Annotated in this window: 16 protein-coding genes; 4 read left to right on the forward strand and 12 right to left on the reverse strand. The window is 68.0% G+C overall.

Annotated features, from left to right (window positions below):
* Positions 1–110: 110 nt before the first annotated feature.
* Positions 111–404, forward strand: coding sequence for a hypothetical protein (locus M0R89_RS08545; protein WP_248652127.1), 294 nt, complete (start codon positions 111–113; stop codon positions 402–404).
* Positions 405–568: 164 nt separating this feature from the next.
* Here M0R89_RS08545 and M0R89_RS08550 read toward each other — a convergent pair whose 3' ends face one another.
* From M0R89_RS08550 to M0R89_RS08590, 9 genes are all read right to left on the reverse strand, one after another.
* Positions 569–814, reverse strand: coding sequence for a DUF8119 family protein (locus M0R89_RS08550; RefSeq protein WP_248652333.1), 246 nt, complete (start codon positions 812–814; stop codon positions 569–571).
* Positions 811–1275, reverse strand: coding sequence for a universal stress protein (locus M0R89_RS08555; protein ID WP_248652128.1), 465 nt, complete (start codon positions 1273–1275; stop codon positions 811–813). The genes M0R89_RS08550 and M0R89_RS08555 overlap by 4 nt, the downstream gene beginning before the upstream one ends.
* A 1-nt stretch (position 1276) precedes the next feature.
* Entirely contained in the window at positions 1277–2920 is a 1644-nt protein-coding gene (locus M0R89_RS08560; protein WP_368408863.1) for a VC_2705 family sodium/solute symporter, read from the reverse strand.
* Entirely contained in the window at positions 2917–3444 is a 528-nt protein-coding gene (locus tag M0R89_RS08565) for a DUF4212 domain-containing protein (RefSeq protein ID WP_248652129.1), read from the reverse strand. The genes M0R89_RS08560 and M0R89_RS08565 overlap by 4 nt, the downstream gene beginning before the upstream one ends.
* Before the next feature lie 85 nt (positions 3445–3529).
* Positions 3530–5521, reverse strand: a complete 1992-nt coding sequence (gene acs, locus M0R89_RS08570) for an acetate--CoA ligase (protein WP_248652130.1) — start codon at positions 5519–5521, stop codon at positions 3530–3532.
* 161 nt (positions 5522–5682) lie between these two features.
* Complete coding sequence (locus M0R89_RS08575) at positions 5683–7497, reverse strand: bacterio-opsin activator domain-containing protein (protein ID WP_248652131.1); 1815 nt, start codon at positions 7495–7497, stop codon at positions 5683–5685.
* 238 nt (positions 7498–7735) lie between these two features.
* Positions 7736–9682 (reverse strand): acetate--CoA ligase, encoded by a 1947-nt coding sequence (gene acs, locus M0R89_RS08580; protein ID WP_248652132.1) that lies wholly within the window; start codon positions 9680–9682, stop codon positions 7736–7738.
* 91 nt (positions 9683–9773) lie between these two features.
* A complete protein-coding gene (mutS, locus tag M0R89_RS08585) occupies positions 9774–12563 on the reverse strand; it encodes a DNA mismatch repair protein MutS (RefSeq protein WP_438267680.1) in 2790 nt (929 codons plus the stop codon).
* Positions 12564–12754: 191 nt separating this feature from the next.
* Positions 12755–12952, reverse strand: a complete 198-nt coding sequence (locus M0R89_RS08590) for a heavy-metal-associated domain-containing protein (protein WP_248652134.1) — start codon at positions 12950–12952, stop codon at positions 12755–12757.
* 184 nt (positions 12953–13136) lie between these two features.
* On the opposite strand from M0R89_RS08590, the gene M0R89_RS08595 reads away from it, so the two are divergent.
* Together M0R89_RS08595 and M0R89_RS08600 are read left to right on the forward strand one after the other, a co-directional pair.
* Positions 13137–13814, forward strand: a complete 678-nt coding sequence (locus M0R89_RS08595) for a DUF4396 domain-containing protein (RefSeq protein ID WP_248652135.1) — start codon at positions 13137–13139, stop codon at positions 13812–13814.
* A gap of 88 nt (positions 13815–13902) precedes the next feature.
* The gene (locus tag M0R89_RS08600; RefSeq protein WP_248652136.1) at positions 13903–14253 is read left to right on the forward strand and encodes a four-helix bundle copper-binding protein; all 351 of its coding nucleotides are present in this window, start codon (positions 13903–13905) and stop codon (positions 14251–14253) included.
* Here M0R89_RS08600 and M0R89_RS08605 read toward each other — a convergent pair.
* Together M0R89_RS08605 and thiD are read right to left on the reverse strand one after the other, a co-directional pair.
* Positions 14250–14543 carry a DUF8152 family protein gene (locus M0R89_RS08605; RefSeq protein ID WP_248652137.1) on the reverse strand — a complete coding sequence of 98 codons (294 nt, stop codon included), beginning with the start codon at positions 14541–14543 and terminating at the stop codon, positions 14250–14252. The genes M0R89_RS08600 and M0R89_RS08605 overlap by 4 nt on opposite strands.
* 56 nt (positions 14544–14599) lie before the next feature.
* Complete coding sequence (gene thiD / locus M0R89_RS08610) at positions 14600–16033, reverse strand: bifunctional hydroxymethylpyrimidine kinase/phosphomethylpyrimidine kinase (protein ID WP_248652138.1); 1434 nt, start codon at positions 16031–16033, stop codon at positions 14600–14602.
* Between the two features lie 191 nt (positions 16034–16224).
* Between thiD and M0R89_RS08615 the strand changes: the two genes are divergently transcribed.
* Entirely contained in the window at positions 16225–17190 is a 966-nt protein-coding gene (locus M0R89_RS08615; RefSeq protein WP_248652139.1) for an NOG1 family protein, read from the forward strand.
* On the opposite strand, the gene M0R89_RS08620 is transcribed toward M0R89_RS08615, so the two are convergent.
* Positions 17154–18560: a TIGR00341 family protein gene (locus tag M0R89_RS08620; protein ID WP_248652140.1), complete on the reverse strand. Its 1407-nt coding sequence runs from the start codon at positions 18558–18560 to the stop codon at positions 17154–17156. The genes M0R89_RS08615 and M0R89_RS08620 overlap by 37 nt on opposite strands.
* Positions 18561–18564 lie beyond the last annotated feature (4 nt).

Genomic DNA, 18564 nt, shown 5'->3' on the forward strand with positions numbered 1-18564 from the left:
GCTATCTTCACCGTATCAATGTCGAAGACCATCTGCTTCGTACTGTCTCGCCTGCCGCAATCGGCGCGACCGAAGAAAAATTGAAACTCCTCGGTCGAGCAACGAACGGTATGTTCGACGCCGACGACCCCGGCGCGATTATGAACGAGTTGCTAGTCGTCCTGTTCGCTCCTGGATTCGTCCTCATCGGCCTCGTCTGGGCGTCCTTCCGATTCGTGTTCGACGAGTCGCTCGCCTCGATAGGTCTCGAACCGATTACCGTGCCGTATCAAGCGGGTGAAATCGGCGAGGGAGGCGGCCAACTGCTGCTAATAATCCTCGTCTCGACGGCGTTACTGGTTCCGTACGTCGCGTTCTACGCCCGGTTCCTCCGCGGACCGCTCCGGAAGCGCGGACTGGTCTGACGCTCCTCTCCCCGGTCGGCCGCACATCGACGGCTGGCGGTAGCGCGAGGTGCAGGGCCTGCGAGGGCGGCGCTCTCCCTGTGACAATATAGACTCGCCTAATAGAAACAAGGATGCACGCGAAAGAACGGAAAATAATTCCCTCTACTCGTCCGGGACTCCGCTCACGCCGTCTCCTTCGCCAGTTCCAGCGAGGCGAAGAAGCCGAAGTAGGCGAGCACGCCGCAGGCCAGCGTCAGGTGGTAGGCCCACCGCGGCCCCTGCAACACGTCGAACAGCATCGACACGGCGGCGACCCAGACGACGGCGAACATCAGGTCGGCGACCATGCCCGAGCGATGCTCGCGGACGTGGTTTCGGACGTTCTCGCGTACCGTCGCCGCGACGGTCCCGACTCGACTCGCCGTCACGACTCGACCTCCCGTTCGTCCACGACCAGCACCGACCGGTGGGTCGAGCGCAGGACGCGCTCGGTGACGCTCCCCAGCAACATCCGCCGGATGCCCGTCCGGCCGTGGCTTCCCATCGCTATCAGGTCGACGTCGTAGTCCTCCGCGAAGTCGGCGATGACCGCGTGCGGGCGGCCGCCTCGGAAGTGTTCCTCGACGGCGACGCCCCGGTCGCGGCCGCGTTCGGTGACGTACCCGGTCGCCTCGCGGGCGCGGGCCTCCAGTTCGTCCATCTCGCCGAAGCGCCCCGACCGGATGCGGTCGACCTGCTCGGTGCCGAGGCTCATCTCGACGGCGTCGGTGTCCACGACGTAGAGGGTGTGGACTTCGGCGTCGAACTTCTCGGCGACGTCCAGCGCCTCTTCGACCGCCAGTTCCGCGGCGTCGCTGCCGTCCGTGGGGACGAGAACGCGCTCGTACATCTCAGTCGTCCCCCGAAACCGGGCCGCCGTCGTTCGAGACGACGTCCTCGGCGCTCTGCTGTTGGCCCATCGGTTCCGGACTGTGACACTGCCGGACGATGCGCTTGATGCGCTCGGGCGGTTCGTCGGTCGCCAGCGAGACCCCGATGGTCACGGCGAAGACGATGGGCGTCCCGGCGAGCGCGGCCCCGACCGCGGGGAAGATGTCGGCGTAAATCGGCACGACCGGCCCGGCGTCGGTGGCGAGGATGAGTTCGTTGAACACCGCGGCGGTCCAGATGAGCAGTCCCGTGGTCATCCCGGCGAGCGCGCCCGGACGGTTGGCGTTCTCCCACCAGAGACCGAGGAAGAACATCGGGAACAGCACGAGGCCCGCCAGCGAGAACGCGAGCGCGACCAGTTCGCCGACCAGCGCGGGCGGGTTGAGCGCGGTGAGCGTCACGATAGCGCCCAGCACGACGATGGTCGCGCGACCGATGAGGAGTTGCTGGCGCTGGGTCGCGTCGGAGTTGATGATGTTCGTGTAGATGTCGTGGGCGGCCGCCGACGACGCGGCGATGAACAGGCCCGCAGTCGTGGCGATGGCCGCGGCGATGCCGCCCGCCGCGACGAGGCCGACGAACCACGTCGGGAGGTTCGCCAGTTGCGAGGCCAGCACGACGATGACGTCGCCTTCCGCGCCGCTCATGCCGCTCGCGCCGTACACGTCGCCGACCTTCTTCGCGTAGAGGTCGGTACCGAACGCCGCGAACGCCGGGGCGCTCAGGTAGAGCAGGCAGATGAAGAACAGGCCCCAGACGGTGGACCAGCGCGCGGTCCGCTCGCTCTCGACCGTGTAGAACCGGACCAGCACGTGGGGAAGCCCGCAGGTGCCGACGATGAGCGAGAACGCCGTGGCGACCCAGAGGTAGAAGCCGCCGTTCGTGAACGGCTGGGTGAACTCGGTGTTGAGTTGGCTCAGGAGCGCGCCGTACTCGACCTGCGGCAGGAACGTCGAGTAGCCCTGCGTCCAACCGACCGCGTACAGTCCCGCGAGGAACGCCACGATGAGGATGACGTACTGGACGGCCATGTTCTTGGTCGCGCCCAGCATCCCCGACAGCGCGAGGTAGCCGACCGTGATGCCCATCATCAGGACGACCATGGTGGTGTAGTCGCCGCCGAAGACGTAGATGCCGACCAGTCCCATCCCGCGGGCCTGTCCGACCGAGTAGACGAACCCGATGAGGATGGTCGTCAGCGCGGCGATGGCTCGCGCGGTGTCGGAGTCGAACCGGTCGCCCACGAAGTCGGGCGCGGTGTACTTCCCGAACCGGCGCATCTGGGCCGCGAGGAAGATGAGCAGGATGAAGTAGCCCGTCGACCAGCCGACGACGAACGCCAGCCCGTAGTAGCCCGACAGCGCGATGAGCGCGGCCATCCCCAGATAGGACGCGGCCGACATCCAGTTGGCCCCGATGGCCATCCCGTTCTCGACGTTCCCGATGGAGCGCCCGGCGACCCAGAGGTCCTCGGTGTCGGCCACGCGGAAGGCGTAGCCGATGCCGAGGAACAGCAGCAGCATCGCGGAGACCATGATGGCCGGAATCAGCTTGAACGAGGCGTTGAGCGCGTCCGGCAGGAGGTCCAGCGGCGTCAGCATCATCGTTCGGTCCCTCCGTCGGCCGCGGCGGGTTCGGCGTCAGCACTCGTCGCCCCGGACGAGTGGTCGATGCCGTACTTCTCGTCCAGCGCGTCGCGCTTGCGAGCGTAGACGAACGACAGCACGAGCGCGCCCAGCGGCGCCCCCATCGAGGTCAGCAGGTAGTGGAGCGGGAACCCGCCCACCGTGGTGCTCGTCATGAAGTCGGTGGCGAGGTAGGTCGCCGTCACGGGGCCGAAGACGAACACCGCCCACGCGGCGAACATCGTCCAGACGATTCTGAGGTGGTCGCGCATGAACGGTGTCGAGGGTTTGAAGATGTTGACCCGCGCGTCGAGGTAGTCGGTGTCGGCGGTTCGGCCCCCGGTCGCGACGCCGCCGTCGGTCCGCTTCGCTCCCCGACGGGGTTCGCCCGGTTCGGACTCGCCGCCGCCGGTCTCGACCGCGGTGTTCGATTCGTCTCCCCGCGAGGCGTCGTCGGACTCCCGCGAGGGATTCTCTGACTTCCGTGAGTTATTATCTGACATAGTTCGTCGTGTGAGTTTGTCTGGCATACAGTTCGTCGCGCGTTCGTCCGTGTTCGGTTTCGAACGTCGAAGGATGGGGTCGCTCTCAGTCGTCGGCGACCTTCGTCTCTATCTCGCGGACGACTTCGGGGTTGCGGAGCGTCGAAGTGTCGCCGAGGTCCTCACCGTTGGCGACGTCCTCCAGCAGTCGACGCATGATTTTGCCCGAGCGAGTCTTGGGGAGTTCGGGAGTGAACACGACCTGTTCGGGACGCGCGATGGGACCGATGGCGTCCTCGACGCCTTCGACGATTCGGTCGCGCATCTCCTCGTCCTCGCCGTAGCCGTCTTCGGTGATGACGTAGGCGTACACCGCCTCGCCCTTCATCTCGTGGTCGCCGCCGACGACGGCGGCCTCGGCGACGCCTTCGACGCCGACGATTGCGCTCTCGATTTCCATCGTGCCGAGGCGGTGGCCCGAGACGTTCAGCACGTCGTCCACGCGACCCAACACGGTGATGTAGCCGTCCTCGTCTATCTTCGCGCCGTCCTCGGGGAAGTAGACCCAGTCGTCCGGGTCGTCCGAATCGGTGTCGGAGTACTCCGCCCAGTACTCGTCGATGTACCGCTCGTCGTTGTTGTACAGCGTCCGGAGCATCCCCGGCCACGGTTTCTGGACAGTCAGGTAGCCCGCTTCGCCCGGTTCGACCTCGTCGCCCTGCGCGTTCACGATTTGGGCGTCCACGCCCGGGAGGGGCGGGCCCGCGCTCCCCGGTTTCATGTCTTTCACGCCGGGCAGCGTCGTGACCATCATCCCGCCGGTCTCGGTCTGCCACCACGTGTCGATGATGGGGCAGGACTCGTCGCCGATGTGCTTGTAGTACCACTTCCACGCCTTCGGGTTGATTGGTTCGCCGACCGTACCCAGCAGGCGCAGACTCGACAGGTCGTGCTGGTCGGGGTACTCCGAACCCCACTTCATGAACGCCCGGATTGCGGTCGGCGCGGTGTAGAGTTGGGTCGCCTCGTACTCCTCGACTATCTCCCAGAGCCGGTCTTTCTCCGGGTAGTCCGGCGTGCCTTCGTACATCATCGTAGTGGTCCCCAGCGCGAGCGGACCGTAGACGATGTAGGAGTGGCCGGTAATCCAGCCGATGTCCGCGGAACAGAAGTACGTGTCATCGGGCTTGATGTCGAGGACTGCTCGCGAAGTCCACGCGCTCCACGAGAGGTAGCCCCCGGTGGTGTGCTTGACGCCCTTGGGTTCGCCAGTCGTGCCCGAGGTGTACATCAGGAACAGCATGTCCTCGGCGTCCCGCGACACCGGGTCGACCTCCGCGCCTGCCTGCTCTTCCACGAGGTCGGCGTAGGCGGTGTGGTTCTCGCCCATCGGGTGGTCGTAGTCGTCGCCGAGTCGGTCCACCACCACCACGTCGCTGACCTCGTGTTCGACGCCCGCCAGTCCCTCGTCGGCCTTGGCCTTGTGTTCGAGGGGGTCGCCGCGCCGGTAGTAGCCGTCGCACGTCACCAGATACTCCGAGTCGGCCGCGTTCATCCGCGTGGCGAGCGCGTCGGCCGAGAAACCGGCGAACACGACGCTGTGGGGCGCGCCGATGCGGGCGCACGCCAGCATCGCGATGGGTAGCTCCGGTACCATCGGCATGTAGAGCGTCACGATGTCGTCCTCGCCGACGCCCATTTCGCGGAGTGCGGCCGCGAACTCGTTGACCTCGCGGTGCAACTCCTCGTAGGTGTAGGTCCGGTTCTCCTCGTCGGTGGGTTCGCCGACCCACTCGATGGCGGCCTCGTCGCCGCGCTCGTCCAGATGCCGGTCGAGACAGTTCGCCGAGGCGTTCAGCTCTCCGCCCGTGAACCACTCGTAGAACGGCGGGTTCGAGTCGTCCAGCACCTCGTCGTACGATTCGTTCCAATCGAGCAGGTCGGCCGCCTGCTCCCAGCACTCGGGCCACTCCTCCTCGAACGTCTCGTAGACGGACGGGTCGGAGACGTTCGCCTGCGAGACGAACGATTCGGGCGGTGCGAATCGCTCTTGGTCTTCGAGTCGGGCTTCGAGTTCGACGTCTTGTTCTTCCGGCATGGGCCGTGTTCACAACACCATGATAGATACATAAGTACTGGAACTAACTATCTCAACCCGCTAATTTCGCTCCGTATGGCTTTCATAAGTGGGTTTTAGGACATATAATGTCTCGAAGTTCACGTGTTTACTGAACCGCGTTCCCGAGTGAGGTTAAATAGTTAGTGTCGGTCCTCGGTGGTCGCGTCGCTGTCGCCGGTCGCTCGGCCGTCACCGAGTCGACCCATCGCACTCGCGTCGAACTCGTCGGCCGTGTGCGGGTCGGGGTCGTCGAAGACGGCGTCCAGAACCTTCTGCTGGGCCTTCCGGAGGTGGTTGTGGAGGGTCGGCGACGAGACGCCCATCGAGGCCGCGAGTTCCTCGGCGGTGCTGCCGCGGGGCCACTCGAAGTAGCCCGCGAGGTAGGCCGCCCGGAGGACGGTCCGCTGGCGCTCGGTGACGCGGTCGCGGACCGTCTGGCGGACCGTGGCCGCGCTCCGGACCGGTTCCTCGACCTCGCGCTTCGAGCGCAGGTCGGTCTCGGGGAACGCCGCCTCGACGGCCTCCACGACGCGGCGCACGTCCACGTGCCGGGAGAAGACGCCGGACGCGTCGGCGACCCCGCTCTCGACCGAAAGCTCTCGGACGGTGCCGCCGCGCTCGACCAGCATCGGCGCGAGCGACTCGCCGGAGACACCGAACTCGAAGAGCGCGCCGTCGCCGTAATCTCGGATGAGTCGCGCGTCGTCCACGGCGTCCGCGTCCGTGACTCGTTCCAGCACGTCGCCGACCGCGGCACCGCTCGCGGTCACGAAGTACAGCAGCGAGTGGTCCTCGACCGGGACGACGCCTTCGAGTTCGAACCGGCACCCGAGGTCGGCCGAGGCGGCCACGAGGAAGACGCCCCGGTCGGTCGTCCGGAGCGAGAGTTCGACGCCCGTGTCGGCCAACAGCAACTGCTTGCGCGCGATGGCCGTGACGGTCCGACCGACCCGCCGTCCGGCGTCCGCGAGGAACGTCCGGTCGGCCGACGAGAACGAGTCGCTGGCGACGCAGAGCAGGCCGTGGACGGTCTCGCTCGACCGGAGCGGCGCGACGGCGACCGAACACTCCGCCAGCGGACCGCCGCCCGTCGCGGCCTCGACTACGGTCACGTCGGCGATGCCTTCGCCGTCGCGGTCCGCCGCGTCCAGCGCGTCGGCGGGTACGCCGTCGGTACCCTCCGGCGCGGCGCCGGTCCGGACCGCGCCGCCCTCGTCGCAGACCCAGACCGCGCGGTAGGCGTCGGCGAGCCGCTCGCAGGCCACGCGCTCGGCGTCCTCGGTCGTGGACGCGTCCGCGAGCGCCTCGCCGAGCGACCCGGCGCAGGCGAGGAGGTCGTCGCTCCGCGAGTCGGCAGTTCGCGCGTCGGGCCGGCGCGGGAAGCCGTTCCGGGGCGCCGCACTTCGCGAGTCGTCGGCGAAGGCGTCCACGACCTCCGCGGCGGTCGGGTCGTCGAGGTACGGCGCGAGGCTCTGGAGGCTCTGCCACCCGCCGACGGCTTGGACCACGCGCGGCGCGACGCCCTCCTCGGCGAGCAGTCGCCACGCGAAGTGCTGGCGGAGGTCCCGGCAGGTCACGTCCCGAAGGTCGGCGGTCCGGTCGGCCACGTCGCCGACGAGCATCTGGACGCGCCGGGCCGACACGCCAACGAGCGGGTCGTGCCGGGCGACGTCGTTGGCGTTGGCGAACTTCCGGAGGTCGCGGGCGACCGCTCGTGGAACGTACACGTCGCGGGTCTCGCCGTCGCCCTCGGGCACCGCGAGCAGGTGGTGGACCTCGCTTCCGCGCTCGAACTCGCGCAGGTCCGCCGGACGGACTCGGGTCATCTCGGAGGGACGGAGACCGACGCGCCCGGCGAGCGCCACCACGAGGTCCTCGCGGTACGTCTCAGCCCGCCGCCGGAGGCGCTCGAACTCCGCGGTCGTCAGGTACTCGTCGCGCGACTCGGCGGCCATTCTGTTTCGTCTTTTCGAAGGAGTACGAATAAAACTTCGGTAAATTGGTCTCCGAGAGCAACCGTCGGCGTCTCTCGTCCGGTCGCTCCGAATCGGCGTCACCGCACAATCGGCTGGCTAGAAATAATATTGTTTCCCCAAGGTGGGTATAGGAATGTCATGAGTGGCTCTATCGTTCTAATACTCCCACCAGCATCTCGTTTCGTATTTCCACAGAACAGCGAAACACCGCCGGAAGCTACCTGTCCAACAGCGACTCCAGTTCGCCGACGACCTCCGGGTTCCGGAGCGCGCTGGTGTCGCCGAGGTCCTCGCCGTTCGCGATGGCCGCCAGATACCGCCGGACCACCTTCCCCGACCGGGTCTTCGGGAGCGACGGCGCGAACGTCACCGCGTCGGGGACCGCGATGGGGCCGATGGCCTCCTCGACGGCCGCCCCGACGCTCTCGCGAAGCGCGTCGTCGCCCGCGACGTTCGACTCGGGGCTGACGAAGGCGTGAATCTCCGAGCGGTGGGCGGCGTCGTCGTCCGCGCCGACGACCACCGCCGCCTCCGCGACGCCGTCGACGCCGACGATGGCGCGCTCTATCTCGGCGGTGCTGAGTCGCCGGTCGGAGACCTTCAGCACGTCGTCGGCCCGGCCGAGCAGGTGGAGGTAGCCGTCCTCGTCGCGGACCGCGTTGTCGCCGGTGGCGTACTGCCACTCGCCCTCGACCGTTCGGGTCCGGCGCGCGCCCCACCCGCTCCCCTCGCAGAGCGACCGGGCCATCCCCGGCCACGGGCGCGTGACGACGAGTTGGCCCGCCTCTCCGGCGGCGACCCGGCGGCCCGTCTCGTCCACCACCGCGGTCTCGATACCGGGGAGGCTCTTGCCCACCGCGCCGGGGCGCATCCGGTCCACGCCGGGGAGCGTCGAGAGGACGATGCCGCCGGTCTCGGTCTGCCACCACGTGTCCACGACCGGGCACTCGCCGTCGCCGACGTGGTCGCGGTACCAGTGCCACGCCGTCGCGTCGATGGGTTCGCCGACCGTGCCCAGCAGGCGCAGCGACGAGAGGTCGTGACGCTCGGGATGCTCCTCGCCCCACTTCATGAACGCCCGGATGGAGGTGGGCGCGGTGTAGAACACGTCGACGCCGTTGCGCTCGATTATCTCCCAGAGGCGGTCGGTCTCGGGGTGGTCCGGCGTCCCCTCGTACAGCACGGTCGTCGCCCCGAGCGCGAGCGGCCCGTACACCGCGTAGGAGTGGCCGGTAATCCACCCCACGTCGGCCGAACACCAGTGGGTGTCGTCGGGACCCAAGTCGAGGACCGCGTGGCCGGTCCACGCGACGTGAGTGAGGTAGCCGCCGGTGGTGTGGCGGACCAGCGTCGGTTCGCCGGTCGTTCCGGAGGTGTAGATGAGAAAGAGCAGGTCGTCGGCCTCGCGGGCGACCGGTTCGACCGTCGCGCCCTCGTGGTCGGCGACGAGGTCGGCGTAGACGTGGTGGTCGCCGGCCGCGCGCTCGTCGTCGAGGCGGTTGACCACGACCTGTTCGACCGCGTGGTCGACCGAGACGCAGGCGTTGTCGGCCCGCCGCTTCAGGTCGAGCGCGGCCCCGCGCCGGTAGTAGCCGTCGCACGTCACCAGAAACTGCGAGTCGGCCCCGGAGAGCCGAGTCGCCAGCGCGTCGGCCGAGAAGCCCGCGAACACGACCGAGTGGGGTGCGCCGATGCGAGCGCAGGCGAGCATCGCGACGGGCAACTCGGGAATCATCGGCAGGTAGAGCGTCACCACGTCGCCCGCTTCGACGCCCAACTCGCGCAGCGCCGCCGCGAAGGCGTTCACCTCGTCGGCGAGTTCGCCGTAGGTGTACGTCCGACTCTCGCCGAGTTTCCCCTCCCACGCGACCGCCGTCTCGTCGCCGCGCCCGGCCGCGACGTGCCGGTCCACGCAGTTGTGCGCCGCGTTGAGTCGCCCGCCGGGGAACCAGCGGGTCGGCCCCTCCTCGGAGTCGTCCAGCACCGCGTCGAATCCGCGGTCCCAGTCCAGCAGGTCCGCGGGCCGTCGCCAGCACTCGGGCCACCCCGCCTCCCGGAACGCGTCGCGGTCGGCCGCCGTCACGTTCGCGTTCGCGACGAACGACTCGGGCGGGTCCACCCACTCGCGTTCGGGGGTCGTCTCGTCCGGACTGCCGTCTGCCATTCGATTCGAGTTTCGCGGAAACAGGGGAAAAATGGTTCGCCTCGCCAGACGCCGCAGGTCAATCCGGTGACGCTCGCGTCCGCCGCGGCGCTCACTCGCCGTCCAGTCGCTCCTGCCACTCCTGCGCTCGGTTCAGGAGTTCCACCGGCGCGGTGTCGCTGACCGAGAGGTCGGCGATTTCCGCCAACACGTCCTCGGCGTCCTCGCCGAACTTCTCGCGGACGGCGTCGGCGTTGGCCCCCGCCTCGGGACATCCGCCGGTTCCGCGCTGCTCGGACCCGAATCCGTCGCTTCCCCGTTCGCCGGTCTGGCGCTCGCCAGTTCCGCGCTCCTCGGGTCCTCCGGACTTCAACTCGCCGCTTCCAACGTCGAAGACGACCTGTTTCGTCCCGCCGGAACTCCCGCCCTTGGTCTCGATGGCCTCGTCGGCCCGGAGTTTCTCCAACACGCCCTGCGAGCGCTCGACCACCGGGTCGGGCACGCCCGCGAGGTCCGCGACGTGGATGCCGTACGAGCGGTCGGTCGGCCCGTCTTCGACGGTCCGGAGGAAGGTCACGTCGCCGTCCGACTCGTCCGCGGCGACGTGGACGTTCTCCACGCGGTCGAGGTGGTCCGCGAGCGTCGTGAGTTCGTGGTAGTGGGTGGCAAAGAGCGTCTTGGCGCGAATCTCGTTGTGGAGGTACTCCGTCGCGGCCCACGCGATGGAGATGCCGTCGTACGTCGCGGTTCCCCGGCCGACCTCGTCCAGAATCACCAGCGACTCGTCGGTCGCTGAGTGGAGGATGTTGCTCAACTCCTGCATCTCGACCATGAAGGTGGACCGGCCCTGCGCGAGTTCGTCCAGCGCGCCGACCCGGGTGTAGATACCGTCCACGACGCCGATTTCGGCGGCCGCCGCAGGGACGAAGCTTCCGATTTGGGCGAGCAGGGTTATCAGCGCGACCTGTCGCATGTAGGTCGACTTCCCCGACATGTTCGGCCCCGTGACGACCAAGAACTGCCTGTCCTCGCTCATCCGCAAATCGTTGGGGACGAACTCGGTCGTTCGCTCCACGACGGGATGGCGCCCCGCCTCGATGTCGAGGTCCCCCGTCTCGCGCAGGGTCGGACGGACCCAGTCGTTCTCGACGGCGTGGACCGCCAGCGAGGCCAGCGCGTCGAGTTCCGCGAGAGCGCGACCGACCGACTGGAGGAGGTCGGCCGCTTCCGCGACTCGCCCGCGCAACTCGGCAAACAGTTCGTACTCCAACTCTCCCCGCCGCTCTTCGAGACGGAGAATCTGTCGCTCGCGCTCGTTCAATTCGTCGGTGGTGTAGCGCTCGGAGTTCTTCAGGCTCTTGAGTCGGTCGTAGCGGTCGGGCACCTTCCCGGTCTCGGAGTTGCCGACTTGGATGTAGTAGCCGTCGGTCTTGTTGCGGTCAACCTGCAGGTGGGTGATTCCGGTCTCGCGCTTCTCGCGGTCGTCGAGGGTCGCTATCCACTCCTCGGCCTCCTCGTGGCGCTCGATGAGGTCGTCCAACTCCTCGTCGTGGCCGCGCCGGAAGAGACCGCCCTCGGTGACGGTTCCCGGCGGGTCCTCCACGATCGCGTCTAACTCCTCGCAGAGGTCGGCGGCCGCCTCGCGATCGGGGCGAGACGCGACCTCCGCGAGCGGCGAGTCGGCCAGCGTCGGGTCGCTCGCCACGGCGTCGGCGACTTCGGGCAGGAGCGCCAGCGTCTCGCGCACCCGCAGGAGGTCGCGGGCGTCCGCGCTCCCGTGGGCCGCCTTGCTCGCCAGTCGTTCGAGGTCGTAGGCACCCTCCAGCGTCTCGCGCACCGTCTCGCGGGCGAGCGCCGAGTTCGCGAATGCGGCCACGCCGTCGGCGCGTTGACGGAGCGTCGGCACGTCCCGCCGGGGCCGCTGGAGCCACTCCTTCAGGAGTCGCTTGCCCGGACTCGTCGCGGTGTGGTCGATGGTCGCGAACAGCGACCCGTCCCGGTCGCCCTGCATCGTCTCGGTGAGTTCGAGGTTGCGCTGGGTCGTCGCGTCGAGCGAGACGTGGTCGTCGCCCTCGTAGCTCTGGAGTCGGGTCATCGAGGATTTCACGCCCGTGCCGGTCTCGGCGACGTACGAGAGGAGCGCGCCCGCCGCCTGAATCTGGGGTCTGTCGCCGCGACCGCTCGCGCCCGTCCCGCCGTCGGCCAAGCCGATGCTCGCCAGCGTCTCGTCGCCGAACTGCTCTTTCGTCTCGTGGGTCGCCCGTCCGGGGGCGAAGGCGTCGGCGCGGTGGAGCGTGAGCGTCGCGTCGGTGCGCTCGCGCACCCGGTCGAGGAAGGCGTCGTCGTTGCGGACCTCCGGGCCGGGCAGGATTTCGACGGGGTCGAACCGGTAGAGTTCGGTGAACGCGCGGTCGCTCGCCGCGTCGGGGTCCGACTCCTCGACTGCCGTGACCGAGAACCGGCCCGTGGTCACGTCGGCGAACGCCAGTCCGTAGCGCTCGTCGTCCGCCCGGACGACCCCGGCGAGGTACTGGGCGTCGGCGTCGGTCGTCTCCAGCAGGGTGCCGGGGGTCACGACGCGGGTGATTTCGCGAGCGTGACCGTCGGCGGTCTCGTGCTGGTCGGCCACCGCGACCCGGTAGCCCCGCTCGACCAACTGCTTGAGGTGGGGCGTGAGTTTGTCCACCGGGACGCCGGCCATCGGGTAGTTCGACCCGTGAGAGGACTTCTGGGAGACCTTCAGGTCGAGCAGGTCCGAGACCTCCTCGGCGTCGTCGCCGAAGAACTCGTAGAAGTCCCCGACCTGCATCACGAGATAGTCGGCGTCGGTCTCGTCCTTGAGCGAGAAGAACTCGCCGACGATGCCCCCGACCTCGCCGTCAGGTCGGGACACGGCGGCCACCTCCCCGGAGGGTCCGTGCGGGTAGAGTCATAGTCGAGTTGGAGGGGCGTCGGCGACTAAAACGGTGCGGGTTCGGGCGGTCGACGAGCGGACCGCAGCCGTCGCTTCCGAAGCGTCGCGTCGGCGAACAAAAACTAGTCGTCGGTCGCACCTACGGTTGGGTCGCGGAAGGTCGAAATCGGCGCCGAATCTCAGACCTTCGCCGTGTAGCCCGCGTCCTCGACGGCCGCCGCGAGGTCCTCGTCCGACGCCTCGCCCTCGACGGTGACGCTGTCGGACTCGTTGTCCGCCTCGGCGTCTTCGACGCCCGGTACGTCGCGGAGCGCGTTCTCGACGGTCTCCTCGCAGCCGCCACAGCTCATGCCTTCGACGGTTATCTGTTTCGTCATAGTCTCCTCTAGCGGGTCGTCCCTTTTCGGACTTTCCCCTTCGATTGTGGATTCGTTTCGGCATCGAGTTTCGAAACCAAGACCGATGAGTGGGTGAACCTCGGAAATCGATGGCCCACCGACGCCGCGACGGAATTGCGTTTTAGCCACAATCCCGTAAAGCCTGAAGCCCGTCCCTTCGGACATGGGAATCCAACAGGCGCTACAGAACGTGCTGACGAACCCGACGTATCTCACGGCGTGGGGCGCGCTGGTCGCGGTTTCGTTGGGCGTCCTCGTCTGGGACCTCTGGAAGAACAACTCGGAACTCAAGAGCCTCATGAAGTTCGTCTGGGGCTTCACGGTGCTGTACTCCGGACCGCTCGGTCTCGTGGGCTACTGGTACTCGGGCCGGACCCAAATCGACCACGACTCGTTCTGGCGCAAGGGGTTCCGGTCGGTCAGTCACTGCTACTCGGGGTGTGGCACCGGCGAGGTGCTGGGCGTCTCCGTGGCCGTCGGTCTCTTGGCGTTCAAGACGACCGGGACCGTCGTCCTCACCTTCGCGCTGGCGTACCTCTTCGGCTACCTGCTGACGGTCGGGCCGCTGATGCAGGAGGGCATCGGTCTGCGCGAGGCGCTCTGGGACGCTTTCTACTCGGAGACCGCGAGCATCACCGTGATGGAAATCGTCGCCATCAGCACCGACATCTGGCTCGCGGGCGAGGCCGGACTCGGCGACGTGCTGTTCTGGACCAGTCTGGTCTTCTCGCTCACGATGGGGCTGCTCGCGGCCTACCCCGTCAACCTCCTCCTCATCCACTTCGGCGTCAAGGAGGGGATGATGAACCCCGCGGAGATGGGGTCCGAGATGGGAGCGTGAGCGCCGACCCGGTGCGAGACCAGCGAACGCAGCCTCAGATTTTTAGCCACCGAGCGTAAGGCGGTCGCTACCGTGTCGTTTCGATGCGATGGCACTAGCAGAACTCAACCTGAGCGACGCCGAAGAAGAGTGCATGGACAACTGCCTCGAAGCGATGCAGGCCTGCGAGTGGTGCGCCGACGAGTGTCTCGACGAGGACATGGACATGGCCAAGTGCATCCGACTCTGTCGGGACGTGGCCGACCTCGCCAGCGAACACGCGCGGTTCATGGCGCGCAACTCCAACTACAGCGACGAACTCGCGGAGGCCTGCGCCGGGGCCTGCGAGGAGTGCGCCGAGGAGTGTCGCCGCCACGACCACGACCACTGTCAGGTCTGCGCCGACGTGCTGGACGACTGCGCCGAGTCCTGCCGCCAGATGATGCAGCAGGCGGCCTAGAGTCGCGACTCGATTTCTTCGACCAGTTCGCGGGCCGCCGCGACTCGCTCGTCGGCGGCCTCGCTTCCCGTTCGCTCGACGTTCGAGAGGAGCATCCCGACCTGCTCGACGCGCTTCTCGACGACCGCCTCCGGAACGTCCGGTCCCACGGCGTCCTCGCAGACCGCCTCGGCCTCGCCGAGCCACTGGCTCGCTCGCGTCTCGACGGGCAACTCCGCGGTCGCTTCGAGGTGGACGTGCAGGTCGGCGACGAGCGACCGGAGTTCCGAGTCCGCGTCAGCGTCGGTCACGTTCGGAGTTGGGCGTCCGTTCCTAACAGTGATGCGGTCGGTGCGACCCCCGACGCTCAGAGCGCCTCCGACAGCGCCAGCACTCGCTCGGCCAGTTCCTCGCCGTCCCGCGCGACGACCTTGGTCATCGCCTCCTTCCCGACCTCGCCTCGGTCCACGACCGCGACGGGGGTTCCGTCGCCCGACGACTCGCCGTCCGCCGACCTCGCCGCCTCGAACGCCCGCCGCGCGCCCCACTGCATCGTGGACCCCTCCCGCTCTTTCACGCCCTCCGGTTCCGACCCCCGGTCGTACTCCGCGACCGGCCAGTTCAGACGCTCCAGCGCGGCCGCCACGTCTGAATCGAACCGGCAGTTCGCGGCGAATCGCAGGTCGGGGTCGAACTCCCGGCAGGCGAGCAGGAAGCGCGCGACGTGGCTCGACGCGCCGAAGCGCACGTCGCGGTTGGGTTTCACGCCGGAGAACGTTCGGGTGATTCGGCCCTCCACGGCCGCCGTCTCGCCGACCGACTCGGCGTAGGGCGTCGCGCCGACGACGTTCGTTCCGACCTCGGGGACGAGCGCCGACACGTCGGCCTCCACGAACTCCCGGACGACCCCGCGGACCGCCTCGGCGGTCGCCTCCCGCGCGGCGCGGTTTCGCACCTCGACAGCGTGGTGCACCGCGCCCGGCCCCTCGCCCACGTCGAGGTGGTACCGGACTGCGCGCGCCGCGAACGCCGCGCTCGCTTCGACCGCCTCCGGAACCGACTCGCCGCGCGCCAGTCGGGCCGCAATCGCGGCCGAGAGCGCGCACCCCGACCCGTGGGTCGCGTCGGTGTCGATTCGGGGGCGCTCGAAGGTCCGGGTCCCGTCGGGCGTCACCAGCATGTCCCGGACCGTCTCACCTGGCCCTTCGGAGGGGTCGGGGACGTGCCCGCCCGTCACGAGCGCGGCATCCGCACCTGTCGCGAGCAGGCGCTCGCCCACCTCGACGGCGCATTCTCGGCCACCGACTTCCACGCCGGTCAGCACGGCGGCCTCGTCGGCGTTGGGCGTCACGAGCGTGGCCTCGCTCACGAGGTCCGCGTAGGCGTCCTCGGCCGCGGCGTCGAGCAGTCGGTCGCCGGACGTGGCGACCATCACGGGGTCCACGACGACCGGGAAGTCGGCCGCGGCCGCGCGGTCGGCGACGAGTTCCACTATTTCCGCGGTGGCGAGCATCCCGGTCTTTGCGGCCCGCACGTCGAAGTCGTCGGTCACGGCGTCGAGTTGGGCCGCGACTTCCGCGGCGGGCAGGACGTGGGTGGACTCGACGCCGCGCGTGTGCTGGGCCGTGACCGCAGTGACGGCGCTCGTTCCGAAGGCGTCGTGGGCCTCGATGGTCTTCAGGTCGGCCTGTACGCCGGCGCCGCCGCCCGAATCGCTCCCCGCGACGGTCAGCGCGACCGGTTTCTCGACCGGGGCCGGAGTTCGAGTGTCGGTCCGAGTAGAGTCTTCTCCGCCATTCATTATCGAGTTGTAAAACAAGATGGTACTTCAACGTGGGTGGTCGAACGGAGAGTGCTCACCGCATTCCACTGCCGGACAGCGGTGGGAGTACGTCTCGCTCGTTCTGTCGCGCGGCCGGAACGCCGGATTTCGGTAGTTCGCACACGCTCGTATGGACGCCCTTTTAAGCCCACGAGACCCTATCTATCTCTATGATTTTCGAGAGCCTACCGACGACACCCACGTCGGAGGAACTCATCGACAAGGCGTTTTCGCGGGCCGCGCGGGCCGGACGGGCCAAGAGCGGCGCGGAGGCCCAGCAGTCGATGCTCCAGACCGCCTCCAACATCCTGAGCGACAACCTCCAGAACGTCGCCGCGGAGTGGCCCGACTTCGACGAGGTCCACCCGTTCTACTACGAACTCGCCGACGCCATCGTGGACGTGGACGAACTGCGCCAGAGCCTGTCGGAAATCCAGTGGGCCAGTCGCAAGACCCACAACATCGGCCGGGAGTATCAGGGCAAACTCACGGGCGACGCCGACGCCGACCGCAAGATTCGCAAGCAGGGGTTCGCCCGCCTCGCGGACATCGTCGAGGAGGTCGAGGACGACCTCCTCCGGGTCGGACAGGCCCACCAGGACCTCCGGCGACTCCCCGAAATCGACCCCGACGAACCGACCATCGTGGTCGCGGGCTACCCCAACGTCGGCAAGTCGTCGTTCGTCAACTCGGTCACGAACGCCCGGAACGAAATCGCGGAGTACCCCTTCACGACCAAGGGCGTCCGCGTCGGTCACTTCGAGAAGGACCACATCCGGTACCAAATCGTGGACACGCCGGGCCTGCTTGACCGCCCGGAGGACGAGCGCAACGACATCGAGAATCAGGCGGTCTCCGCGCTGACTCACCTCGCGGACGCCATCGTCTTCGTCGTCGACGCGAGCGGTTACTGCGGCTACCCCCTCGACGCGCAACTCGAACTCCGGGACGCCCTCGCCGAGCGATTCGGCGACGTGGACGTGCTGACGGTCTGCAACAAGTCGGACCTCTCGACCGACGTGGAGGCCGACGCGTACATGAGCGTCGAGAGCGGTGAGAACGTCGACGAGGTGTTGGATGCCGCGGTCGACGCGACCGGCTACGAACCGGAACTCCCCTTCGAGGACGGCGAGTAGGACGCACCGAGTCCTCCGATAGAACGTCTGAGCGTCGAGTCTCGGGACGGTAGCGTCTCCGAACGCGGCCCCGAAAGCGACGCCTGCGACGAGTTGGCGACCTCGTAGTCCACGAAGTGGACCCGGACCGAGGGGTTCTGAGCGGTCGCGGCGTCGATGCGCCGCTGAAGCCGGGTCGCCAGTTGCGGGTACTCGCGGTCGGACGTGCGACTGACCGTGACCGTCACGGACTCGGTCTCCAACTGCCCGGCGGTGAACGCGTACTCGGTGTTGGTCGAGACGTAGGTGAGGTTGTTGTACGCCGAGTTGTCGAGGACCGAACTCACCTCCTGATTGATGGTCCGCTGGTAGGTAATCTGCTGGTAGGTGCCGTAACTCGCCCCGACGACGACGAGGAGAATCGCCAGCACCGAGACCGCGAGAATCGCGGCCTCCCTGCGACTCTCGGCCGCCCAGAGCTTCCGGTCGAAGCCGTTCGGCCGGTAGCCCAGATACCAGAGCGTGGCGAACGCGGCGACGTTGATGCCGACCAGCGAGACGAGCAGCAGGACCAGCGACCCGGCCGCGACGACCGGGAACCCCCAGATGACGGCGACGCCGGTCGTCGCGGCCGCGGGAATCAGCGCCGCGGCTATCATCACGCCGATGAGCGAGGTCGGTCCCTTCGTCGTCACGCCGAACGCCGAGGCGCTCCCCGCGGCGAGGCCGACCGCGACCGTGAGCAGACTCGGCGCGACGCGCGAACTGATTTGAGCGAGCGCCGTAATCTGCAACTGCGGCACGAACGAGAAGGACTTGAGGAGGTAGCCGAACGCCAGCGAACTGACGGTGGCGACGACCAACCCGAGCGCCTGCATCTTGATGCTGTCCACGAGCATGCGCCGGTCGCCCGTGACCGCTCCCGTGCTCGCGGTCAGGACCGGTCCGACCATCGGCGCGATGACCATCGACCCCACGACGATGGCCGGGGAGTCGAGCAGTAGCCCCGCGGTGGCGATGATGGCGCTCAGGAATATCATCCAGACGAACGAGTTCCGGTCGTGGGCCATGTCTCGCACCTTCGACCGGAGTTCCTTCCGGGTCAGCGGGTCGAAGTCGTCGGCGTATCGGTTCTGCAACCGCTCCATGTTCGGCGTCGAGGCGGTCTCGGCCGTGGCCATGACGGTGTACTCGTCCTCTTCGAGTCCCGCGTCTTCGAGCGCGTCCATCACGTCGCCGACGCCGTCGCTCGGGAGCGGAAACTCGACCATCACCTCCTCGCTCGTCCGGTCGTCGGTTTCGAGGACGGCGTAGTCTATCTCCTTCGAGTCGAGCGCGCCCAGAATCGGGCCCCGCCGCTCGGCCGGAATCAGAACGTGGATGAGGCGCACAGAG

This window comes from Halorussus limi, assembly GCF_023238205.1.
Taxonomy (GTDB): domain Archaea; phylum Halobacteriota; class Halobacteria; order Halobacteriales; family Haladaptataceae; genus Halorussus; species Halorussus limi.